This window comes from Lachnoclostridium phytofermentans, from assembly GCF_000733755.1.
GTDB lineage: Bacteria > Bacillota > Clostridia > Lachnospirales > Lachnospiraceae > Lachnoclostridium > Lachnoclostridium phytofermentans_A.
Genome location: NZ_JPOF01000001.1, coordinates 357,115 through 381,469 on the forward strand (window position 1 = coordinate 357,115; position 24,355 = coordinate 381,469).

The following is a 24,355-nucleotide window of genomic DNA, read 5'->3' on the forward strand; positions in this document are numbered from 1 at the left end:
TATCCCAAAAGTCCGCAGGATTGTAACTGAATGGAGGTAAGAATGGAACTTAGCATATTTGATGTATTAGGACCAGTAATGATTGGGCCTTCCAGTTCCCATACGGCAGGAGCTGCAAAATTAGCAAGAATGGCGTCTTTTATCGTAGGGGAGGAGTTTGATGAGGTAACCTTCTTTCTTCATGGCTCATTTGCTAAAACATATCATGGGCATCGGACAGACTATGCCTTAGCAGCTGGGGTATTAGGATTACGAGAGGATGATGAGGCATTACGAAACTCCTTTTCCATCGCAAAAGAAAAAGGAATCAATTTTTATTATAGGGAAGCTGACTTAGGAAATGTTCATGAGAATTCTGTCAAAATAGAATTTCTTAAAAAAGATGGTACAAAACAAACAGTGATTGGTTCTTCCTTAGGGGGAGGATTAATAAAAATCTTTGAAGTAAATGGATTCTCTACGGATATTACCTTCTCTTCACCAACTATCGTTATCTACCATTGGGATAAAAAAGGTGTGATAAGAGACATCAGTGAAGTTCTAGCGAGATATGAGATCAATATCGCCACCATGAAAGTGTCTCGGAGTACGAAAGGTGGAGCTGCCTTCTGCATCATTGAGACAGATGAGGCAATCCCTAGTATGGTCGACACGGAACTAGGGAAGTTAGATCATATTATCCGTGCAAAATCGTTAACACTTAATGAGGGCAGCTACTAGAAAGGAAACGAAGATGTATCATAATATCAAGGAGTTGTTACAAGCAGCAGAGGATAGGAAGGAACCACTATGGCGGGTTATCTTAACTCAGGAACAGGAGCTAACTCAAAAAACAGAAGAAGAAATCTTTGCAGAGCTATCCAGGCGATACCAAATTATGAAGGAATCCGCAGAGAGATATATGAAGAAGGAGAAGCAAAGCAAAGAGAGCCTGATCGATGGACTAGCATATCAACAGTATCAATACAGTAAGCAGGATACCTTATGTGGCGAGAGGCTAAATAAGATTATGTCAATGGCATTTTCTTGTAGTGAAGTGAATGCGACAATGGGAAAGATATGCGCTGCTCCTACCGCTGGTTCCTGCGGCATATTACCGGCTACCCTGATTGGAATCTCACAAGAATATGGGCTTACGCTTCAGACGACATTAGAAGGACTTTTAATAGCTTCCGGCATTGGAGCAATTATCACGAGGAATGCAACGGTATCAGGAGCAGAAGGTGGTTGTCAGGCGGAATGTGGTTCAGCCGCAGCTATGGCAGCTGCAGCCTTAGTTCATATGCGTTCTGGTTCAAATGAGGCAATGGTACATGCTGCAGCGTTTGCTTTCATTCATATTATGGGCTTAATCTGTGACCCAGTAGCTGGTATGGTTCAGGTGCCTTGTGCTTTCCGAAATGCATCTGGTGCAATCAATGCTTTGCTTAGTGCAGATTTAGCATTATCAGGAGCAAGAAGTTTGATTCCGCCAGACGAAGTTATCGAAGCGATGTATCAAGTTGGAAAGGGAATGCCTAAAGAGTTTAAGGAAACTTCGCTCGGTGGAATAGCGGCAGCAGGTTCCGCAACTCATTATACCTAACGGACTAGGAAGGAAACGGTTAGGAGGTAACCATGTTTAATATTGGAATGAGTGAATTCATATTACTGTTATTTATTGCGTTTCTTGTGGTAGGACCGAAAGATCTTCCCAAAATAGCAAGGGCGTTTGGGAAAGGCGTGAAATATTTAGGAAACTTGAAAAATGAGTTCGGAGAAATTCTTAACCTTGAGGAAGAAATAGAGACAGCGAAAAAAGATTGTGAGGAACTAAAAGACATTACAAAAGAAGCAAGACAATCGAGTAAGGATATTGCTGAAGTAATGAATGAGGCTAAAAAAGACCTTAAGGACGTGGAAAGCACCCTAGGGGATGTGAAAACATTAGTGGAGTAACAAAGAAGGAATCTTTTAGATAAAAGGAGGATTATTATGAGACTTGGTACAACAGAAATACTATTAATCTTAGCACTTGCGTTAGTAATCTTTGGTGGAGGTAAATTAGCAGGAGTAGGGAAAGCGCTTGGAACAAGTATAAAAGAGTTTAAAAAGGAGGTACATAGCGAAGATTCCATATCGAAAGCGAAAGGAAGCTCATCCAATGAAAACGAATAGGATGAAAAAGCGAATGCAGAATTACATCAATTCGAAGGAACTTGGAAAACCAAAAACGCTTTTGGAACATCTATTAGACTTTCGGAAGGTTCTCATCTTTAGTGTAGTAGTGATTACGGTATGTTTTCTTGTGATATGGCTTAGCTGTTCGGAGTGGCTACTTAATGTGATAGCACAACCACTAACGGATCGAAATATTACTATCGTATACACAGCACTTGCAGAATCTTTCACAGCACAGATGAAGGTATCATTTTTATTTGCTGTCATTTTGACCTTTCCACTGGTGTTAGGAAAACTATGGATGTTTATTGCTCCCTCACTTTACCGTAGAGAAAAGTTGGTTTATGGTGGAGTGTTTTTACTGGCATTATTTTTATTTTTTATTGGTATTTTATTTGCTTATCTGGTGGTATTTCACATGGCAATCAATTTCTTTGTATTTTCAAGTGGTGAGCTTGCGACGCCAATGATATCAATACAAAGTTATGTTGGATTTATGATTCGTTTTATGATTCCTTTTGGCATTACATTTGAGTTACCACTGGTAATCCTAATATTGACGAAACTTAAGATAGTCAATTTATCTCAGTTAATGAAGTGTCAGAAGTATGTAATTTTCTTTTTATTTGTCCTTGCAGCAATTCTAACACCACCAGATGTTGTTTCTCAGATTATGCTTGGATTACCTCTAACGTTATTGTATGAGATTGGAGTTTTAGGTGCTGCAATCATAACAGCAAGGAGAAAGAGAAGAGAGAGTTATGAAGCAAGATGTAGCCAGATGTGAGGTACTAATTTTATTACTTGAGTTAAAAGGTGAAAAATTAAAACTAATATTACATAGGAAACAAGAACAACCCGAATATCATTTTGAGAGTACATGCTTTCGAATGTTATTCGGGTTGTTCTTTTTAGAAATGATGTTACACCAGGACAAATCAACCTTTATCACTAGTGATATGAATATAACGGAAGTGAGACTCCTGTGACCTAGTTACATACTGAAACGTTTTTCTTTGGTATCATCCTAATACAACTATGCAATCAAGCGATTGATAAGGAAGGAGCAGGGATCATGGTACCCAAAAAAAAGAAAAAGGCAGAGGTAGAGAAAACTCATTGTGTTGCTTGTGGAGTGTGTGTAAACGTTTGCCCGAGAGCTGCGATAACAATTTATCATGGAATCCATGCAATAGTAAGTGAAGAACTTTGTATTGGATGCAGCAAATGTAGTAAGGCTTGTCCAGCAGGAACGATTCAGATGATGGAGTGGGAGGAAACAAATTGAAAACAAAACAAAAAGCAAGATGGTATGAAAAACTTTGGATTGCATCCATAATTTATCTTATATTATCACCATTTAACATTCTATTCGCATGGTTAGGATTATTATGTTTTTTTATCCCCCTCTTAATTTCAATGTTGAAAGGAAATAAAGCATATTGTAATCGTTATTGTGGAAGAGGTCAATTACTCACCTTGTTAGGCGATCGTTTGAAATTATCGAGAAATAAACCTACACCGAAGTGGATGCGCTCCAATTATTTTCGGTATGGTTTTTTAATATTCTTTCTAACTATGTTTATCAATATGCTTATGAACACTTATCTCGTAATGAAGGGAGCAGAGAGTTTAAAGCAAGTGATTAAGATCCTTTGGACGTTTAAACTGCCTTGGAATTTTGCACAGTATACTTATGCATCACCATGGATCGTGCAATTTGGATTTGGATTCTACAGTATTATGCTCACTTCCACTATCTTGGGGCTTGTGACAATGCTACTCTATAAGCCAAGATCTTGGTGTGTCTATTGTCCTATGGGTACTATGACACAAAGTATCTGTAAGTTAAAACAGAAGCAGTAATAAAGTTCACTACCAAAGTATTCAAGAGGAATAAGACTAGAAAGGCATCTTACGTAGGTAGGGTGGACGAAACACTCCTTTCTTTAGGAATGGTGCGTGGTGATTTGGGGTATTATTACGCAAATGAGAAAGCATTAAAGCAAAAAACACCTTGTTTATTTAGGTTAGTTAATATAAATACATATAATCCTTGGCATTCTGAAATAAAGTCTGAAAAATTGGAGCTTGGATTGAGAATAAGAAATATTTATAAATGTATGGAATATTTACAAAGCTGTCCTGATTCAGTGAAACGAATTTTTATCGATAAAAGTGATAGCGGGTGTCAAAGACGAAAAGATGGTACCTGTAAACATGGTGTTAGTTATGAAATGGACGGACAAATATACTGGCGTTGTGCTTGCTGCGATCCTGCTATACGTTTTCAGCAGCCTAAAATTGAGGATATACCACATTATATTAAGCTAGTCGAATTAGGAACTAAGAAATAAAGGGTGTGAAAAAATAAACAAGAAGAACATCCTAAATCAGCCAAACCTGCATACAGTGAACTTCTCAATTTTTTCAATGAAGATCTAGGAATCCTATCATAAAGGGAATTTTGCCCATTATTGATAGGATTCTTTTATTTATGACAAGGAAAAGTATGCGAAACATGCTTTTTTTATTTAGATCAAGGTTTTTGTGGTGAGTTTTATACTGGGTAGGTGTTTTATGTAAAAAAATATAGGATAAATAAGAATAAAAACCACGATTGTAAATTTATTACAAATTATGATAAAATAAGAGATAAGATATGTTCTTATAAGAGCAGAAAGGAGGTATTTTATAAAATATAAGAAGATAAGTTTATAAAATGAAAAATGAAAGAGAGGTGATGGAGAAAGTAGTTAAAAAGTTGCAAAATCAATCTTACAAGTAAGAAAGCAATCTAACTCATTCTGGGGGGAATGAAGTTAATAAAGGGGATAATATTATGTATCGAATCGCAATTTGTGATGATGATAAAACTATATGCAATCAGCTTTCTGAGATTATTAATGAGTTTGCAAGTACGAATTATTTGGATATTCAACCGGTTCTGTTCTTTCATTGTAGAGATCTATATCAAGAATTGAAGAATAAAGAAGGATTACAATTTGATTTGATATTCTTAAACATTGAATTTAAGGGAGATACAATGAATGGAATAGTGATTGGTCATTGGATACGATATAAATTAAAGAATGAAGTAATCCAGATTGTATATATGTCAAATAAAAAAGAATTCTGTATGAGTTTATTTGAATTAAGACCATTAAATTTTAGATTAAAACCAATAGATTCCCGTAAAATTATCACTGATTTAAAGCGAGCAATTAGGATAAAGGGAATTGTAGAAGAAGTATTTCGCTATAAGAGTGGGAATACGATAAAGTTTGTAAATCTAAATGATATCTTATATTTCGAATCTTATGGCCATCGAGTTAAATTATTTTTATATGAAGATAGTGTGAAATATCAAGATTTTTCACACACGAATTTGTGCTGTCGCCCTAATTCGCAGGATTTCGTAGGAATGGAAATTAGAATGGAAATATTCTATGAAAAACTCTCTAATATTTATCCAAAGATAAGTAAATATGCATTTATATGGGCTCACAATTCTTTTCTAATCAATTGTAAGTATATAAAAGAGTATGGAAATAAGCAGATTGTAATGAAGAATGGTGATATCATACCCGTCAGCCGTGGTCGTAAAAAAGAATTGGAAAGTATTACAGTTTGCGAGAGTATTATGTAAGAATATACAAAATATGTCAAAAACAATGCAAAATATGCAAATTTTATAACAAAAAGTTCTGGTTATGATATAATTTACGAAATAGTAAAATTATGGAAATAACTAGAACTTTTTTTATGAAAGGATGAGAGTATGGAAGAAAAAGAGATACTAAAGGTGTGTTCAGAGTTAGTGGGTGAAATAACAGAAGAGCAAACTATGTTAGAAGAATCTTTTTATGTACGTGGTGATCAAAAAAATGCTTCAGAACAATTTATCGGACTATCTTCATTAGAGCTTGTGGAATTTATTATCATGCTGGAAGAACATTATAAAATTGCAGTTACCAATGAAGAGGTAATGAAGTTTATACAGATGAGAGACATTGTAGAATTTATTAAAAAAGAACTTATGATACAAAGAGAAAGAGAGCTTGAAATAGAAGCAGCTAGTCAAAGGTTATTTGGTGAATAGGATGAAGTGGTCAAGATATAATATGCAGTGGGAGAGTGATCAAGATACTATAGTGACTTATAATTCTCTAAATCATAAAATATTGCAGGGATTAAAAGAAGATTATAGGTCAATCAAAAGTGTGGAACAGCTTTGTCTTGATGGTTTTCTGGTTAAGGATCAGCTTGATGAAGTAAAGCTTTTAAAAGAGTCACTCGAATTTAGGAATCAAGATACCAATAGTCTGTCTTGTTGGGTATTCGTGAGTAATGATTGTAATCTAACCTGTCCGTATTGTTGGGAACAGGGAGGGCTGTTAAAAAAAGAAACCAATATGTCAATGGAAAATGCAAGGAAAACAGTTGATTGGTTGATACACCGTATCGTTAAGAGTGCAGCAAAAGAGTTATCGTTAACCTTTATGGGCGGAGAACCTTTATTAAACATGGAAGTAATAAAGCAGATAGCACAGCAACTAAATCAAAAGATACCAAAGGTTAGCTATGACATTATTACAAACGGTGTTCTCCTAACTCCTAAAGTCATTGAGGAATGTATGGAGATAAATCTTCATTCCTATCAAATTACATTAGATGGAACGAGAAATCTACATGATTCCAGACGCTGTTTCGCTGATGGAGAAGGCACTTTTGATGTAATACTGAAAAATATAGAAAGCCTTGTAACAATGGATGAGAACGTAAGTCTGGTGATACGGATGAACATAGATATGCAAAATTATAAGAACATACCAATTTTACTTCGTTTGTTACACCGTATGGAATTCCACCGATTCGCGGCGCTTTGTATTAATGATACGATCTTAAAGGATTCAGGTCAAAACAGTTTTATATTAAAGGAAGTGATTCATATTCTAAGGTTGGCAAAGGAACTGGGTTTTCAAATTGCTTATGGAGAGTTAAATCATTGTTGGATGATGAGTGAAGCATGGTTCATGATTAATCAAGATGGTCTTATCTATAAGTGTCCGTCCCTTGTTGGTGAGAAAGAATATGCAGTGGGTTCCATAAGAGATGCAGAGTTTAATAAGGAGTATCAAAGGCAGATCTCTTTAAAACCTTGGGATACTTGTCTGTCTTGTGAACTAGCTGGTTTGTGCAGTGGCGGATGTCCAAATCGAGATAAAATTCAAGAAGCACAAGGACAGCCCAAAAAGGTTTGTAGAAAACAGTATCTCATGGAATTATTAAAATTAAAGTATGAACCAGAAGGTTAGGAAAAATGAAACAATTCAATATGCGACGGCAGAACGGGGGATTATATGAAAATACGATGGTCCAAGTATGTGAACTTTTATAACAGCAACGATGACGTGATTCTGTTTCATAGTGTAAATCGTGCTGTAAATAAAATAATGACGAAAGATTTAGAGAAAATCAATGCTTATCTTCGGGATGGAATTACGGATGTAGATACAAAAAATATTATATCAGAACTCTATGTAGATAAATTTATCGTACTAAAGGAAGAAAAGGAAGAGGAGGAATTCCGAAAAGTCAGAGAAGGCAGAGATGCAAGCGGTGAGTGTTTAGTATACTTTATTCCTACCTTTAGCTGTAATTTCAGGTGTCCTTACTGTATTGTTGAGTCCACGGAACACGAAGCAGAGTGTCATTCTGAGATAGCCTCTGCGGATGATGTCGTAACCATGGCTGTTTGGCTTAAGGAATATGTATTAGAAAGAGGATTAAAAAAGCTTACGATTGAATTATTTGGTGGAGAGCCGATGGTAGGTCATGAGCAAAACTTAATTTTTCTAAAAGAACTAAGTACGCTAAAAGAGGAAGGAATAGAGCTAACGATACATATGATTTCCAATTGCTATCTACTTACGGAAAAAAAGATAGAAGAATTGGCTCAGTATGGTCTAAAGAGTATTCAGTGTACCATAGACGGGCCAAAAGAAATTCATGATAAACGTAGAATATTAGCAAATGGAGAAGGTTCCTTTGACCAGATTATTGAAAATATATCGATATTAAAAGAGAAAGAGGTTGAATTAATTATTCGTATTAATATAGATCAAGAGAATGCACCTTATATTTGTGAGCTGCTTGATTTTTTAGAAGAGAAAGGGTTTCAAAAAAGTGCGGTACTGGGAATCGCACCGGTGGATCCTCCAATCACAAACGAAGCGATATCCGGACATACTGCTCATACAATGAAATATCTAGAACCAATCTATAAGAAGCTTAAGGAAAAGAAGTTTAATTTTCGTTTGTGGGAAACGTTCTGTGGTCATGGTACCAGGGATTTTTTTGTACTTTGCCCGGATGGTAAGTTATATAATTGCCCATCCTTTGCTGGACTGAAAGGATATGAAGTAGGTGATGTCAATGCTGGCGGTTTTTATAAGGAACGGCCTGGCATGCATGACATACCGGATAAATGCTACTCTTGTAGTCTGGTTGGTGTCTGTGCTGGAGGATGCTTCTTTACCAAAACAGTTCACCAGTTAGGAGAGCAATATTGTCTTAAATTAACACACTCTGCGATGGCAAAAAACTACTTCTTGGCTCGATATGGTTCATAATGCTTTTTAGAATAGCAATATTCTTGAAAGAATGGTATGTGGTTATGTATTAGGAGGTGAATTGACATGAAGGTTATGAGACTTGCTAAGGCAAAAGCTGGTGAGAAAAATTATTGCTGTAATACATTTACTGGTGGTTGCTGTAATACATATTCTACAACAGGATGCTAAAATTTGAAGATTATTAGCAAATAGTTACCGAATGCAATCTGCATTTTGGTAGTGCTAATTAAGAATAGGAGGTGTTTGCATGAAGGTAACGAGATTAGCAAAGGCAAAAGCTGGGGAAAAGAATTTCTGCTGTAACACTTTTACAGGTGCTTGCTGTAATACATATACAACAACAGGATGCTAAGAGGAATTAGCATGAAAGTGATAAGGTTAGCAAAGGCGAAAGCTGGGGAAAGAAATTTTTGCTGCAATACTTATATACCAAGTTGTTGTAATACCTACACAGTAGTTGGGTGTTAGAGAGTTAGCTTTTACTTGTTTCTGATGCTTTAAAAATTTTATGCATAATCATATACCATTATAAGGAGAAACGTATGACAACTTTTTATGAAAGCTATATTAAGGAAGAATTGAGTCAGGTGAGTTTTTTTAAAGAAGAAGAGAAAACTGAAGAGGATGTTAGAGTGAATGAAGTGTATTATAAATCCGGGAAAGATCAAATTGTAATAAGAGATCTTATACTAAAAAGATTTGCTTATCGTCCGGCTCCTATTGTTGTGTTGAACTTTCAAAACGAATTGGGATTTGGCAGCGAGGAAGATACTTTTATTCAAAAACTGTTAAAACTAGGTACTAGGGTTATATTGGCAAAACATAGTTACTATGACACAGAGGAGGAAAACGGATTTCACAATTTAGGTATCGCTTATTGGATACCGAATATGGTAGCGATGAAGTTATGCTGTCAATATCTTGTGAAATCAAATTACTTAAGAGATTTATCATTTATCAGTATGAATGGATTAACAAGCTGTACATTGGCAGCGATAGTTTCTCAGAATATCAATTGCAATCAATTGTATTTTATCAATGGATTGATGGATTTTGAGTATCTGTCTGATCAAAACCTTTGGAATACTGTATTTTCAACGGGTTATTATAGTTTAGAAGAAGAGGTCAGGAAATTTCCGCTGCAGGAGTTCCCTGAATTACATTACTTAAATCCATATCGATTATTTACTGAGGCAAAGGCTTTAGATAAAACGTATTTTGATAACTTTACTTTCTTTCAGGACTTAAACATAAAACCGATCCCATATGAAAGTATAGAGGAAGTATTTACATATATATTAGATAGAATTTGACGTGTACTTAAGGAAATTAAGGATACTATGGGTGTTCGAATGGAAAAAATTATAAATCAAGAGATTAGTTATGATAAGGCTTTTCATTATCATTGTTTAAAAAACTGCTTAAGGCAGTTGTTGGAGTACAATCAAGTGAGGGATGCATTTCTTTATATTGATGTTTCTTGTGACCTCCTCCTTCACAAAGTGGGTTTAACAAAATACGAGACACAGATGAGTGCACCTTATCAAAATCTTTGGGAGCCATTTCGCAAATATCTAGAGAGAAATTGTTTTGAAGACGAAGAAGAATCTGTGTCCTATGTTAGGAAGCTGCTTGAAAAAGGACGACCTGTCATCGTGGCGGTAGATTCTTTTTTTCTGCCTTATCGCAGCACTTATCAAAAGTATCATGGCTCTCATGCCATAATCCTAACGGATTTTATAGACAATCAATATCAGCTAATCGATTGGTATGAGCCTCATTTTTATAAAGGCCTTTTAGAGGAGGAGCTTCTGAGAAAGGCAAGGGGCTCAAAAAATCAATGGGATAACAATCCCTTTAGCGGCCAGGAGATAAAGAGAGCAACCTACCTCTTGCATCCCTTCTTAAAAGAATATGATAGGGAACAGGTTTTTTTATATGGAATAATGCAGATATATCAAACTTTTTATAAAAAAAGAGTTAGCTTTACAAAGAGTAATGTCTTTTACGGTTTGGATGCCTTCAAAGAATTAGAGAAAATGGTACCTGACCTACTTACCGATAGTCCTGCGGGAAGGGAGCAGTGCCGGAAATTACATAACGATATCTTTATCTTGTATATTACGAGAAAGCTTCAAGCCTTCTATTTTCATCAATATTTAGAGGAAGATAGGAAAGAGGAAGAAGAAAAGCTTAAGATAGAAAATATAGAAAAGTCAAACCTGTTAACCTACCTAACATTACTATTATCTGATTATGAGAAAGTATTGTTTCTTATCATGAAAAATAGCGTGAAGTGGTCCAAGGAAAATGTATCGAATATAACTTTCAGCCTTGATTCTATCAGAAAGAAGGAAGAAGGTTATGGGAAGAGCTTAATGGAATTGTATGAAAGCAGGAAAGGAGACTGTGATGAAATATCCATTTAATTATACGAAAAGATTTAAGGAAAAGGATTCTGTTTATGCGTTTGATTATGCACATCTGGCATTGGCAGAGTTGGATGAATTGTACAATGACTGCTTTGATTATTATGAAGAAACAACTTCCTATGATAACTTGTTGAAAAAATGGTCTGAGGATGAAATAAAAGAAGCAACCACCTCGTTAGAGGAATTATTTGAAGAAGGATATTATTTTAGTAAAGACGAAGTGAATTACCAATTTTTAGAGGATTACAATAAAGGTCTTATCTCCCTACCACCAGTACATCAGTGCAATCTGCAATGTTCCTATTGCTTTGCTGACCAAGGAAAGGTATTTCACGGGGAAGAAAGAAGCTTTACCTTGGAGCAAGTAGAAAAGACTTTACGATTTATTTATTATAACTACATGAAAGATTATAAGAAGTATCGTATTGATTTTGTGAGTGGCGGAGAACCTTTACTGAATTTTGATGTGATTCGTCATGTAAAGCAAGTCAGCGACAAACTTTATGAAGAGTCCAAAAAACCAATGGAATTATGGTTATGTACCAATGGAACCTTGCTTACCGACGAGATTATTAAGTATTTGGATGAAAACAATATTAATATAGGAATCAGTCTGGATGGGGATGAATCACAGCATGATTTAATCAGGCGGGATGTTACTGGTCAGGGTACCTATCAAAAGATAGTAAATAACATTGCCAGAATCAAAAATAACAAGGAGCTGACACGTCACACAAAAGACATCTGGGGACTAGTGGTTATTACGAGCAAAACAAAAAGTTTGGTTGAGATTTTAAAGCATCATGAATCCATTGGACTAAAGAATGTTCAGATGAAAATTGTTCGGTTAGAGAAAGACTCCGAGTATGCAATTACAAAAGAGAATTTACCGGAGTTAAAGCAAAAGTATGATGAATTGTTTGATTTCTTCCATGAAGAACTTAATACTAACTCGGTGAAGTATATTCGAATGATATTAAATGACAATGATTTTGCTGGAAAAATAGTCCGCCGACTGTTACTCCGTTATGTCGTACAAAATCGATGCCAGGCAGGGAAAAGTAAGGTTAGTATCGCTGCCAATGGTGATTTATATCCTTGTGATAGCTTTGTTGGTATGGAAGAATATAAGCTTGGTAATATCAATGGGGAATTAAAGAAAGAAAATCCATTTCTTAAATTAACAATTCAAACGAATGATCCTTGTTCGAATTGTTGGGCGAGATATTTATGCGGTGGTGATTGTTATCATAACTCCTGTTTGGTTAATGAATCAATTTATAAACCGGATGAAATTATATGCGAGGTAGAGCAGCATGTCATTAGAAGAGCATTAATCTACCTGAATGATTTAACCAATCGCGCACCAAGCCAGCATGAGTTTCTCGTAGAGCTGTTGGAAAAAAGACAGAATATGTTGTTTTAATTACGAGTGATCAAGACCAGTTGAAGTATTACTCAAACTGTGCTGGAACAATTCGTTGAAAGGGACTTATATACTATGAAGTAGAGTTGCTAGAGAAGCGGATTGCGAATATCCGCTTTGACAGACCAATGCTAGAATACGTATCAGAGTGAAGGAATAGGTGTAACGATGGATATAAGAATACAGGGTAATATAATATTTCTTGATGATTTTTACGATACGGAGTACTTAAATCAGACTGTGCAAAAGATTGTCAATCTGTTAAGTAATTATGAGGTTGTGGAAGATGAGGTAATTGCTCTTTCTCTCTCAAGAACACCACTTATGGTGTGTACAATTTTTGCTTTACTGCAATTACGAATTCCTTTTTTTCCAGTGGATGGTAATCAGGCAAAGGAACGTTTGGAGTATATGCTTGTCAATGCCAATATAAGAAAAGTTATTCTTGATGAGCCATGGTGCCACCACGAAACAGAGCTGGAATACATTATGATTCCCCTGCTTCTTAGCTCTAAAGAAGAAATCACAGAAAGAACAGATTCTTTAACGGAGCAAAAAAAATTCCATTCTTCATTATCTTCCGGACAAAACTTCCGATCTTCAGAAGATGGGAACCGGCAGGGGGATATCGAGAAAGATCTTGCATATTTATTATATACTTCTGGTTCTACGGGAAAACCAAAGGCAGTAGAAGTGTTACGAAGTGGATTGGAGAATTTCTTATGTTCCATGCCAAAACAGATTCAATTTCCGAAGGATGTTAGAATAGCATGTTTTACCAAGATGACATTTGATATTTTCTTTTTAGAATCCGTATTGGCTTTATATAGTGGATTTACCGTAGTTCTAGCGGCAGAAAAAGAGAGAACAAACCCAAAGCTTATGATAGATTTGATTATAAAAAAGGATGTGAATGTAATACAGATGACACCCTCTGCATTACAAATGCTTTGGTTGGCTGATCGAAATCTTAGCTTTTTATCAAAGGTTCATACGGTTATGGTTGGTGGTGAGGATTTTCCGCAAGCATTGCTGCAAGCACTTAGAGATAACACCAGAGCAAAGATTTACAATATGTATGGTCCAACAGAGACTACAATATGGTCCTCGGTCGCTGATCTTACGGAGGAATCCATAATAAATATAGGGCTTCCTCTGGATTTTACGAAGCTTTATCTTCTGGATGAAAAGCATTACGAAGTTACATCAGGAAGTGGAGAGATTGCTATTACTGGACAGGGATTGGCAAACGGTTATCGAAATGCACAGGAGCTTACGAACGAAAGGTTTATTACCTTACCTTTTGGAATGAGTGAGAGGGCTTATTGTACCGGTGATATCGGAAGGTACTTAGACAATGGGCGCATTGTTTACTTGGGACGGAAAGATAATCAAGTGAAGGTACGGGGACATCGTATTGAACTTGAGGAGGTCGATAATGCACTACTTTCCCTTCCGGCGGTTCGTAATGCAATGACTTGTTACCAACCAAAGGAAAATGGCGGAGAGCTGATTACGTTTCTAATCTCGGATTCTGAGCTAAATATAGAAGAACTAAAGCTGTCCCTAGAGGATTATATTCCAAGCTATATGGTACCCAAAATCATAGTGCAGGTATCTGAGCTTAAGTATAATGACAGCGGTAAAAAAGACCGCTCTAAGATGCTAGAATGGTATAGATTGGTGGAAAAAGAGGAAGCTGCAGCTACAAAAGAGGAGAACGAAGCTGTAAGTACGCTCACCAAAATTATACATATATTTCAAGACGTTATGGAACAGCCTGCAACGCAGTATTCAAAAATGACACCAATAGAGGAATACGGAATTGATTCCTTTGGCTATGTAACAATTATAGTGCGTCTGGAAGAAGAGTTTGGGATTAGTTTAGGAGAGGAAGCCCTATCCTATGATGCCTATGAAACGATTGCAGAAATAGAAGATAGTGTAACAAGATTGCTGGAAATAAATAATTAGTAGGTAAGAAGATGAGATTTTATATATAGACATATCAGTAGGTTGAAGAATATAGACATATCAGCAGGCTTAAGAATATAGACTTGATGGTAAGTTTGCATAACCAGGTAACTTATGTTAGGAGAGGCAGTACATGGAGGTTAAGATGAGGGAACGAAAGAATTACCGTGTAGATCAGAATATCTTATTTTTGTATCGAGGTATGAAGCAGTGGCAGAGACCCTTGATTCCTATGCTATTGTTTCATATGCTATTTAGTGCAATCAGCATCTTCTTCGTACCGATATTGATTAAACTTGTGATTGAACAAATCGAATTAAGCCGTGGGATTTGGAACTTACTCATCATGATTTTACTCTATACCGGTGTCACCTTATTTCTCGAGTTTATCAACGGGGTATTACAAAGTCAGGGATGGTGGAGAATTATTCATTGTCGTATGCGCTTCTTAACTAAAATTATGAGAAAGACATTAACAATGGACTATCAAAAGCTTGAGAATCCAAACGTATTAAATGGCTATTACCGGGCGATGAATGCTGTGAATGATGAAAATAAAGGGATAGAAGGAATGATACATAGTTTTTTAAAACTAGGGATTCTTTTTCTTCAGGCACTGGTAGCAGCAATTATATTATCAACCTTAAATCCCCTACTTGTCCTAATTATGTTTGGAATTGTTTTGCTTCAATTTCTCCCGATTGACCGAACAAAGAAGAAAGATAAGAAAGAAGTATGGGACGCTCTATCACCATATTTTAGAAAACTCCACTATTTTAACACGATGACAAAAGATTTCGAGTATGCAAAAGACATTCGTATCTATCAAATGGCTGATTGGATTTATGAACGTTGGTGCGATGTGAATAAGTCAATGCAAAGGATACTGCGATACTCCCGCAATCTTTGGATTAGATGCCATTCTATCCTTCAGATTCTTAAAATGATTCAAGAAGGCATTTTATATACTTGGTTAATCTATAGTGTCTTATATGGAAATCTTTCCATAGCTAATTTTACTTTATATCTTGCCTCGGTTAAGAGCTTTACCATGGCGGTGGAAGAGTTCTTCTGGAAGGTAGCAGTTATCAAAAATCAGTCAGCAGAAGTAAATGATTTTAGAGAATTCCTTGAGTATGAGGAAGAGAGCAGGAAAGCTCTACGAACTGTAGCACAAGTGCTTTCTTCTCAGGCAGGAAAACAGCTCGAATTTACATTTGATAAGGTTTCGTTTCATTATGAAGGACAAGAAACGTATGCTTTGCGGGAGGTAAGCTTCACGATTAAGAGCGGTGAAAGACTAGCTGTTGTCGGAGTTAACGGTGCTGGAAAGTCAACTCTGATTAAATTATTATGCCGTCTGTATGAACCGAGTGAAGGACGGATTTTATTAAACGGGATTGACATCAGGGAATTTGATAAAGAGGATTATTTTACTCTGTTTTCACCGGTATTTCAGAATGTGGAATTATATGCATTTCCGATGGCAGAGAATGTTTCGATGAAGACACCAGAGGAGACAGATTCGTTAAGGGCAGAGGAAATGCTTAAAAGAGCAGGCTTAACGAAAAAGCTAGATGAATTGCCAGAAGGAGTACATACACAGCTTCTAAAAATTATTCAAGAGAATGGAACTGATTTATCAGGTGGAGAAAGGCAAAAACTTGCGCTGGCGCGTGCCTTGTATAAAGATGCTCCGGTGGTTTTATTAGATGAGCCGACTGCTGCCCTTGATGCGTTAGCAGAGTATCAGCTATATCAAGACTTTGATTCTTTGATTGGAGGTAAAACAGCAGTCTATATCTCTCATCGATTGGCTTCTACAAGATTTTGTGATCGTATTGCATTGTTTTTTGATGGAAGACTAACGGAATACGGGACTCATGAAGAATTGATAAGGCAAAAAGGGGATTATGCGAAGCTATTTGATGCTCAAGCAAAGTATTATAAAGAAACAGCAGAGGAGGGGGAAGCATATGAATTCGGATAAACCAATCTCTGCAGGAAAAGCAGCGAAAGTTACGATAGGGTACCTATATAGAGAGATATGGAAATACCGGAAGTCATACTTTTTCCTTTATCTTATCGATATTATATGTCGTGCCGTTCAACCGTTTCTTATGATAGTATTTCCTAAATATCTGATTGATGAATTACTAAATGAGAGACGAATCTCAAACTTAATTTTAATAGTTTCTTTGATGGTTGGTTTTAATTTCTTAATATCCATTATCAAATCAATGACATCTGAGACATTAACAAAAACCTATCAAGATGATTTTACCAAGCATTTTGATGCTTTACTTGGTCGTAAGATCATGAAGATGGATTATGAGAACACTGAAAATAAAGAGATGCTAGAGCGTGCTGAAAAAGCGAAGACAGGAATGTCATGGGCAGGAGGAATCGGAGGTATTACAGAAACTTTGGCGCTTATGATATCTTCTTTTCTGACGCTTATAGGTGTGGTAGGAATCCTAGCGTTTGGTTCACCGCTTCTTTTACTGATTATTGTTATTAACACCAGTTTAAATACCTTGTGGAATGCGAAAAAAAATGCGCTGCAAAGAAAGTATTTCGGTCAATTTTCGAATTTAAACCGTGCGTTTTCATATATCTTTTATAAGCTATCTGACTTTCGTTATGGGAAGGATATTCGTCTCTATCAAGCAGAAGAGATGATGGTTTGTAATGCAGATCAGTATAATCAAAGTATGACAAAGGTTTGGAAAAACCAAGCGGAGGAAGGCTTAAAGTATAACCTTGGCATTCGTATGGTTACAACGTTTAGAAACAGTATCACTTATCTTTATCTTGGATACCTTGCGATTAAAAAAAACATCAGTATTGGTGACTTTACCATGTATTTAAATGCTTGCGACACCTTTGGAAGTTCTGCAGATACCTTGTTATCTCAGTGGCAGGAACTGATAAAAAAGAGTTTCTTTATGCTTGAATTCGTGACGTTTATGTCAATAAGGGAACACTTATATCTAGGTGATATCGAGTGTGACTTAACAGAAATACCTACCATTGAATTTAAGAATGTATCATTTGCTTATCCAGGAAGTGATCAGTTGATTTTACAGGATATTTCATTTCAAATTAAACCTGGAGAGCATGTTGCTATTGTCGGAGTAAACGGAGCAGGAAAAACAACAATGATTAAACTCTTATGCCGTCTCTATGAGGTTACTGATGGTGAAATCCTAGTGCAAGGAATTAATATTAAGAACTATCGGTACGAAGATTATATGAAATTATTATCCGTTGTGTTTCAGGATTTTAAGCTTCTTGCCTTCTCTGTTGGTGAGAACATCACCTTAAATCAAGAGGAAAGAAATGAAACGAAGTTATTGGATGCCATTTTAAAAGTGAATTTGAAAGAGCGGATGGAAGAATTGACAAAAGGCGTAACCACAGCAATCTATCACTATTTTGAAGAAGATGGGTTTGAACCTTCTGGTGGAGAGCAGCAAAGAATAGCAATAGCAAGAGCATTATATAAAGATGCAAAAATTGTAATTTTAGACGAACCTACCGCAGCACTAGATCCGATTGCAGAAAGTGAAATATATGAACATTTTCATGAATTGGTTGGTGGAAAAACAGCAATCTATATTTCTCACCGACTGTCGTCTTGTAAATTCTGTGATCGAATTATCGTATTATCGGAAGGGAGTATAGCTGAGTCTGGTAATCATAAAGAGCTAATAGTACGGGAAGATGGTCTTTATGCCATGTTATATAATAAGCAAGCACAGTACTATCGAGAGAATGAAAACTATACTTCTTAAAATATCGTTCAAGGTAGAGTGGAGTATTTCAGATTATGTTGGAGAGATTTATGAGAATGTTTAGTAAATAGCCGAAGAAAGAAGAACTAGAATGCATTTGTCTTATTATAGGTTAAAATAACATTTATTAAAATTTAAAAAAGTGTATCAAAGAGGAGTAGAAATGTATTCTAATCATCTTGATGCACTTTTTATCTTTTATCAAGAAAAAAGTACGAAGCGCATTTTTCTTGATGATGACCTGATTTTCTATCTTTCTGAGGGGGAGTTAGGAAAGGCTCGCTTTTATAGCTTCAATTAATTCCTCATATTCTTGATCGGTAAGAGTTTTTTGTTTAGGGTCCATGGCAAATATGCCACCCCATTCAAACTCATCCTTATATTTAGGAACAAGATGAAAATGAAGATGATGTCCGGTATCACCGTATGCACCGTAATTTACCTTATCTGGATGAAAAGCATGATGGATAGCGTTAGCTACCTTATTTACATCTGCAAAAAATGCATTACGCTCTTCCTCTGATAATTCAATCATTTCACTTACATGAAATTTACTTGCAACAATACATCTTCCCTTATGGCTTTGCTCTTTGAAAAGATAAACCTTGGATGCAGGTAATTCACAGATTTTGATACCGAATTTAGCTACTAATTCGCCTTCGGCACAGTAAGAACAATTTGGGTCAAACATAGTGGGTCCTCCTAATAATATATATGTGAACAAAGGGCAATGGAAAATTAGGCTCTTTGTTTCATTCCTGTTAAGGATAAGTTGTGAAGCGTGATTTTTCTTGTTTCATAACCTTTGGATACGTTTCTGCAAACATAGGATGTACTGCCAAATTTAATCTGCAAGAAGCGAGGAGATAACATAGGTATAGATATCGGAGCTTTTTTGCTTCCAGTTATTACAAATGAGGTTTGCCTCTCTCTCCGTTGGAACAGACAATTTTAAATCGATAATTGCACTGGATCCTTCCATAACACGAAGGTGTGCAATAAACTCATCTTTTTTTACTTCATAATAATCAGCGAGAGTGGATACCTCTTCACGCAAACTGTACTTGTGTTCTTTGAGATAAATATCAATGTCGTCGCGGATCGCTTGCGCAATAGTATTGCAAAAGAAGGAAAGCGTTTCCTTACCGGAATCTGTAATCTGATAAAGAGAGCTGTTTCGGATTGTTTCAGCACTAATGTATTGATCGTCAATTAGCTCGGAGATAGTCTGCTGAATGTTGAAGTAATTTGTATATTCTTTTTCTAATATAAAATTGGTTAATTGACCATTGGTTAGTGGGAAATCCACTTTGTCTAAGATATATAGTACAATTAATTTGTAAAGCATCAGTGTTTCCGCTTGCATTGTTGTTCTCCCTTCTATTCGAGATTGGTTCGAATGTATTTTCCTTGGTAAGAATCACGTTTCTTTAATTCTTGTTGAATCGTATTTAGAACGAGTCGCTTATTACCGCTCCATATTGGTGCTACTAATAGATTTTTTGGACCATCCCCAGTTAATCTGTGGATCACGATTCTTGGTGGCAGGTGCTCCAAACATTCTATAAGAAGTTCAATATAATCTTCAAGTTGTAAGAGTGAAAATAGCTTTGAGTCTGATAAATAAAGCGTTTCCAATTCGGTATTTTTTAAAACATGCATGAGTTGTAACTTGATTCCGTGTATTGGTAGCTTTGCTAAATAATCTATGGTAGCTACCATCATTTTTCTATTTTCACCAGGTAAACCAAGGATTACATGAACAATAACCGGAATATTAATGCCAGACAAACGATTTAAGGCTTCTTCAAAAATAGGAAGGGAATAGCCACGTCGTATTAATCTGGCACTGTTTTCATGAATGGTTTGGAGACCAAGTTCAATATAGACAGGCTTTCTCTTATTTAATTCAGCAAGGAGATTTAAGACCTCCTCAGGCAAACAGTCTGGTCTGGTTGCAATGGATAAAGCAACAACCTCTTTATGCTCTATCGCTTCTGTAAAAATAGAACGTAGGTAAGAAACTGGAGCATAGGTATTGGTATATGCCTGAAAGTAAGCAACATAACGGTTACTTTTTACCTTTTTTGCCACCCGTTCTTTTGCTTCCTCAATTTGTTCGGTAATGGATAGTTTATTACAAGCGGCGAAATCACCAGATCCACCAGAACTACAAAAGATACAGCCGCCAGTCCCTAAAGTCCCATCTCGATTCGGACAGGTCATATTACCATTTAATGAAAGCTTGTATACCTTATCACCAAATTGTTCTTTATAATAGGTATCTAAGGAATAATAACGCTTATCCTGCCATAAATTCATAACATCATCCTTTATATTAATGGAACATACTTAGTTAGGTTTTCTGTAGAGGGAACAAATTTAATAAATAAAAATCCGAGATAGGACATGCTTTTTTGCTCCTATTATATAATTACTTCTTAATATGAGCCTTCACAGCATTACTTACTGCTTCACAAACTCGTTCGTCAAATGCTTCTGGCATAATAAAATCTTCATTTAAATCTTCCTCGCTTACTAAGCCAGCAATCGCATTAGCAGCAGCAAGTTTCATCTCTTCGGTAATCTGTGTCGCACGTCCTTCCAAAGCTCCTTTAAAGATACCAGGGAAAGCGATTACGTTATTAACTTGGTTAGGAAAATCACTTCTTCCGGTTCCAACGACTTTTGCACCAGCTTCTTTGGCTAAGTCTGGCATGATTTCAGGAACTGGATTTGCCATAGCAAAAAGAATGGAATCTTTATTCATACTAGAAACCATTTCTGGTGTGACGATATTAGGAGCAGAAACTCCAATAAAGATATCAGCACCCTTTAGGGCATCAGCGAGTGTCCCTGTAGCGTTTTCTAGATTGGTTACCTCCATCATCTCTTTTTGCATCCAATTTAGATTTTCTGTTTGCTTTGATAAAATTCCAACTTTATCACATAGAGTGAGATGGCAAAAGCCATAATTTAATAAAAGTTTCGCAATAGCAATTCCTGCACTACCCGCACCATTTACTACAACCTTACAATCTTCTTTTATTTTATTTGTAACTTTTAAGGCATTGATAATTCCAGCAAGCACAACGATTGCGGTACCATGCTGATCATCATGAAAGACAGGAATCTGGAGCAGTTCTTTTAATCTGGATTCAATTTCAAAACATCTTGGTGCAGAAATATCCTCAAGATTAATACCGCCAAAAGCAGGAGCGATGTGAACGATAGTTTTAATAATTTCTTCGGTATCTTGTGTATCTAAACAAATAGGAAATGCGTTAACGCCACCAAACTCTTTAAAAAGGACACATTTTCCTTCCATCACAGGCATTGCTGCGTGAGCACCAATATTACCAAGACCAAGAACGGCACTACCATCACTAACTACTGCAACAGTATTTGCTTTGATCGTGTATTTATAAGCAGCCTCTGTATCGTTTGCGATAACTTTGCAAGGTTCTGCAACCCCAGGAGTATAGGCAAGTGCTAAATCTTCTCTAGATTTAACCTGACATTTAGCAGTAGTCGACAATTTCCCGTTCCATTCTTCGTGCAATTTAAGTGCTTTTTCGTTAAGCGTCATAACACTTCCTCCAGACTTTATGAAATTCATTCTTATGAGTGATAGGTTATAAGCCTATCATACTCCCAAATCTATGGGGCTATACTTTCATAATAATAACACTTAGTACTGGTTAAATCAAGTTGAAAGCTAAGGAATGAGAATAGCACAATCTTGTGTAGGTAAAGGCTGTTGTAAAATAATACTTTTCTTTTTTAACAAATAGTGTATAATAAAGCTATCATAAGAAATGTCTCTAGGACACATCATTTTTTCTATATCATTTCTCTACCAATCCTAAGATAGATTAGTTTAATAAAAGGAGCAAAATGAATGAGTAATTTGTATGAAACAAAGTCGCTTTCTGAATTGCGTGATATTGCGAAGGAAAAAGGAATGAAAAGTATTACCGCATTACGCAAACAGGAATTGATTGATGCATTGAATACATTGGAGAACAGACAAGAATCAGAATCCTCCATAAATAAAAGCACGGATGATAAACCTAAAAAAACTGGACCGGAAGAAAATAAAAAGGCAACAGAAGAGTCAAAGCACAATGGTGAGAATCGTAGCATGGAGTCCTCTCGTATGCAAGAAAATCGAACTAAAGGGATTCGTAGAGTTCCTGAGCAAAATCGTTTAGAACAGAGTCGTCAACAAGAATTGACAAAAGTGTCGGAACAATCTAAGGGAAATGATAATGGCCGAATGAGTGAGAGCTATCGAAACAACGAAGGTCGAAGTATGGATAACCGTAATTCAGAAAATAGAAGTAATGAAAATAGAAGTAACGAAAACAGAAGCAATGAAAACAGAAGCTATGATAATAGAAACAATGAAAACAGAAACAATGAAAACAGAAATAATGAAAACAGAAATAATGAAAACAGAAATAATGAAAATAGAAGCAATGATAATAGAAATAATGACAATCGTAACAATGAGATGCTAAGAAATTATGATAACCGTCGACCGATGGAAAATCGTAGGCCAATGGAAAATCGCAGATTTAATGAAAATCGCGGATATACCGAATCAGATCGCGTAGTTAGAATAAACCCATCAGTAGAGAATGTTGGAAACCAAACTGCAGAGATGGGATATAATACGTCTTCTTCTGATCGTTTTCTTTCTCAGGCAAATCAGCAGGAAGAAAAGTTACCTATTGATATGGAACAATTGGACTCTGGTGAAACGAAAGAAGGAATTTTAGAGGTATTGTCAGATGGATATGGTTTTATCCGATGTGATAATTTCTTGCCTGGTGAAAATGATGTCTACGTTTCTCCCGCACAGATTAGAAGATTTAATTTAAAAACAGGTGACATTATTGTAGGTAATACTAGAATACGTAATCAGAACGAAAAATTCAGTGCTCTTCTCTACATCAAGTACATTAACGGGTTACATCCTTCCGATGCAGTAAAACGGAAGAAATTCGAAGATTTAACACCGATCTTTCCGAACGAAAGAATCCATCTAGAAACTCCAGGTTGTCAGGTAGCTATGCGTATGGTTGACTTAATTTCACCAATTGGTAAGGGACAAAGAGGTATGATTGTATCCCAGCCGAAAGCAGGTAAGACTACCTTATTAAAGCAGGTTGCAAAGGCTATCACAAGAAATCATCCGGAGATGCATTTAATTATTTTATTAATTGATGAGCGACCAGAAGAAGTAACGGATATTAAGGAGTCTATTGAAGGTGGTAATGTCGAAGTAATCTATTCAACCTTTGATGAATTGCCAGAAAACCATAAACGAGTGTCTGAAATGGTAATAGAACGTGCAAAGCGTCTGGTAGAGCATAAGAAAGATGTTGTTATCTTATTAGATAGTATTACAAGACTTGCAAGAGCCTATAACTTAACGGTACAAGCTAGTGGACGTACCTTATCCGGTGGACTTGATCCAGCAGCGCTTCATATGCCTAAGAAGTTCTTCGGAGCAGCAAGAAATATGAGAGAGGGTGGAAGTCTCACCATTTTGGCAACAGCATTAGTTGAAACCGGTAGCCGTATGGATGACGTTGTATTTGAAGAGTTTAAGGGAACTGGTAATATGGAACTTGTGTTAGATCGTAGTTTATCTGAGAAAAGAATCTTCCCAGCAATCGATTTACCAAAGTCAAGTACCCGTCGTGATGATCTTTTACTAAATCCAGCTGAGATGGAGGCTAATTATCTTATGAGGAAAGCTCTAAATGGTCTTAAATCAGAAGATGCAGTAGAACGAATTATTCAAATGTTTGTCAATACAAATAATAATGCAGAATTTGTCGAAATGATTAAGAAGACGAAAATATAAGCAAGATAGTTTTATAAAGTATATGAAGTTTGTTCAGTAGACAATAAAAT

Annotated in this window: 23 protein-coding genes; 19 read left to right on the forward strand and 4 right to left on the reverse strand. The window is 36.1% G+C overall.

Annotated elements, in window-relative coordinates:
- Window positions 1–42 precede the first annotated feature (42 nt).
- From sdaAB to CC92_RS0101795, 18 genes are all read left to right on the forward strand, one after another.
- Window positions 43–720: an L-serine ammonia-lyase, iron-sulfur-dependent subunit beta gene (gene sdaAB / locus CC92_RS0101690; RefSeq protein WP_029502145.1), complete on the forward strand. Its 678-nt coding sequence runs from the start codon at window positions 43–45 to the stop codon at window positions 718–720.
- A 13-nt stretch (window positions 721–733) separates the two neighbouring features.
- Entirely contained in the window at window positions 734–1,585 is an 852-nt protein-coding gene (gene sdaAA / locus CC92_RS0101695; protein WP_029502144.1) for an L-serine ammonia-lyase, iron-sulfur-dependent, subunit alpha, read from the forward strand.
- 32 nt (window positions 1,586–1,617) lie between these two features.
- Window positions 1,618–1,938 carry a Sec-independent protein translocase subunit TatA/TatB gene (locus CC92_RS0101700; RefSeq protein ID WP_051650640.1) on the forward strand — a complete coding sequence of 107 codons (321 nt, stop codon included), beginning with the start codon at window positions 1,618–1,620 and terminating at the stop codon, window positions 1,936–1,938.
- Between the two features lie 36 nt (window positions 1,939–1,974).
- On the forward strand, window positions 1,975–2,157 hold the full coding sequence (locus CC92_RS0101705) for a twin-arginine translocase TatA/TatE family subunit (protein ID WP_029502142.1): 183 nt from the start codon (window positions 1,975–1,977) through the stop codon (window positions 2,155–2,157).
- Window positions 2,144–2,947 carry a twin-arginine translocase subunit TatC gene (gene tatC, locus CC92_RS0101710; protein ID WP_029502141.1) on the forward strand — a complete coding sequence of 268 codons (804 nt, stop codon included), beginning with the start codon at window positions 2,144–2,146 and terminating at the stop codon, window positions 2,945–2,947. Before CC92_RS0101705 ends, tatC begins: the two co-directional genes overlap by 14 nt.
- Window positions 2,948–3,235: 288 nt before the next feature.
- Window positions 3,236–3,448 (forward strand): 4Fe-4S dicluster-binding protein, encoded by a 213-nt coding sequence (locus CC92_RS0101720; protein WP_029502139.1) that lies wholly within the window; start codon window positions 3,236–3,238, stop codon window positions 3,446–3,448.
- Complete coding sequence (locus tag CC92_RS0101725; protein ID WP_029502138.1) at window positions 3,445–4,026, forward strand: 4Fe-4S binding protein; 582 nt, start codon at window positions 3,445–3,447, stop codon at window positions 4,024–4,026. The genes CC92_RS0101720 and CC92_RS0101725 overlap by 4 nt, the downstream gene beginning before the upstream one ends.
- Before the next feature lie 62 nt (window positions 4,027–4,088).
- Window positions 4,089–4,517: a hypothetical protein gene (locus CC92_RS0101730; protein WP_029502137.1), complete on the forward strand. Its 429-nt coding sequence runs from the start codon at window positions 4,089–4,091 to the stop codon at window positions 4,515–4,517.
- 485 nt (window positions 4,518–5,002) lie between these two features.
- The gene (locus CC92_RS0101735; protein ID WP_029502136.1) at window positions 5,003–5,809 is read left to right on the forward strand and encodes a LytR/AlgR family response regulator transcription factor; all 807 of its coding nucleotides are present in this window, start codon (window positions 5,003–5,005) and stop codon (window positions 5,807–5,809) included.
- A 132-nt stretch (window positions 5,810–5,941) separates the two neighbouring features.
- Window positions 5,942–6,262, forward strand: coding sequence for a phosphopantetheine-binding protein (locus CC92_RS0101740; RefSeq protein ID WP_029502135.1), 321 nt, complete (start codon window positions 5,942–5,944; stop codon window positions 6,260–6,262).
- 1 nt (window position 6,263) lies between these two features.
- Complete coding sequence (locus CC92_RS0101745; protein WP_029502134.1) at window positions 6,264–7,478, forward strand: radical SAM/SPASM domain-containing protein; 1,215 nt, start codon at window positions 6,264–6,266, stop codon at window positions 7,476–7,478.
- 45 nt (window positions 7,479–7,523) lie between these two features.
- A complete protein-coding gene (locus tag CC92_RS0101750; RefSeq protein WP_029502133.1) occupies window positions 7,524–8,795 on the forward strand; it encodes a radical SAM/SPASM domain-containing protein in 1,272 nt (423 codons plus the stop codon).
- Window positions 8,796–9,340: 545 nt separating this feature from the next.
- Window positions 9,341–10,111, forward strand: coding sequence for a hypothetical protein (locus CC92_RS0101770; RefSeq protein ID WP_029502132.1), 771 nt, complete (start codon window positions 9,341–9,343; stop codon window positions 10,109–10,111).
- Between the two features lie 39 nt (window positions 10,112–10,150).
- Window positions 10,151–11,227: a BtrH N-terminal domain-containing protein gene (locus CC92_RS0101775; RefSeq protein WP_162175508.1), complete on the forward strand. Its 1,077-nt coding sequence runs from the start codon at window positions 10,151–10,153 to the stop codon at window positions 11,225–11,227.
- Entirely contained in the window at window positions 11,211–12,656 is a 1,446-nt protein-coding gene (locus tag CC92_RS0101780) for a radical SAM/SPASM domain-containing protein (RefSeq protein WP_029502130.1), read from the forward strand. The genes CC92_RS0101775 and CC92_RS0101780 overlap by 17 nt, the downstream gene beginning before the upstream one ends.
- Before the next feature lie 168 nt (window positions 12,657–12,824).
- A complete protein-coding gene (locus tag CC92_RS0101785; RefSeq protein ID WP_029502129.1) occupies window positions 12,825–14,630 on the forward strand; it encodes a non-ribosomal peptide synthetase in 1,806 nt (601 codons plus the stop codon).
- A gap of 133 nt (window positions 14,631–14,763) precedes the next feature.
- The gene (locus tag CC92_RS0101790) at window positions 14,764–16,620 is read left to right on the forward strand and encodes an ABC transporter ATP-binding protein (RefSeq protein WP_051650639.1); all 1,857 of its coding nucleotides are present in this window, start codon (window positions 14,764–14,766) and stop codon (window positions 16,618–16,620) included.
- Complete coding sequence (locus CC92_RS0101795; RefSeq protein ID WP_051650638.1) at window positions 16,607–18,427, forward strand: ABC transporter ATP-binding protein; 1,821 nt, start codon at window positions 16,607–16,609, stop codon at window positions 18,425–18,427. The genes CC92_RS0101790 and CC92_RS0101795 overlap by 14 nt, the downstream gene beginning before the upstream one ends.
- 268 nt (window positions 18,428–18,695) lie before the next feature.
- Here the strand turns inward: CC92_RS0101795 and CC92_RS0101805 are convergent, their stop codons facing one another.
- The 4 genes from CC92_RS0101805 to CC92_RS0101820 form a co-directional block, all read right to left on the reverse strand.
- Entirely contained in the window at window positions 18,696–19,118 is a 423-nt protein-coding gene (locus tag CC92_RS0101805; protein ID WP_029502126.1) for an HIT family protein, read from the reverse strand.
- A 153-nt stretch (window positions 19,119–19,271) separates the two neighbouring features.
- Window positions 19,272–19,793: a DUF4364 family protein gene (locus tag CC92_RS0101810; RefSeq protein WP_029502125.1), complete on the reverse strand. Its 522-nt coding sequence runs from the start codon at window positions 19,791–19,793 to the stop codon at window positions 19,272–19,274.
- Window positions 19,794–19,807: 14 nt separating this feature from the next.
- A complete protein-coding gene (locus CC92_RS0101815; RefSeq protein WP_029502124.1) occupies window positions 19,808–20,749 on the reverse strand; it encodes a TIGR01212 family radical SAM protein in 942 nt (313 codons plus the stop codon).
- Window positions 20,750–20,861: 112 nt separating this feature from the next.
- On the reverse strand, window positions 20,862–22,016 hold the full coding sequence (locus CC92_RS0101820) for an NAD(P)-dependent malic enzyme (RefSeq protein WP_029502123.1): 1,155 nt from the start codon (window positions 22,014–22,016) through the stop codon (window positions 20,862–20,864).
- Window positions 22,017–22,328: 312 nt separating this feature from the next.
- On the opposite strand from CC92_RS0101820, the gene rho reads away from it, so the two are divergent.
- Window positions 22,329–24,305 (forward strand): transcription termination factor Rho, encoded by a 1,977-nt coding sequence (gene rho, locus CC92_RS0101825; RefSeq protein ID WP_029502122.1) that lies wholly within the window; start codon window positions 22,329–22,331, stop codon window positions 24,303–24,305.
- The last annotated feature ends 50 nt before the right edge of the window (window positions 24,306–24,355 follow it).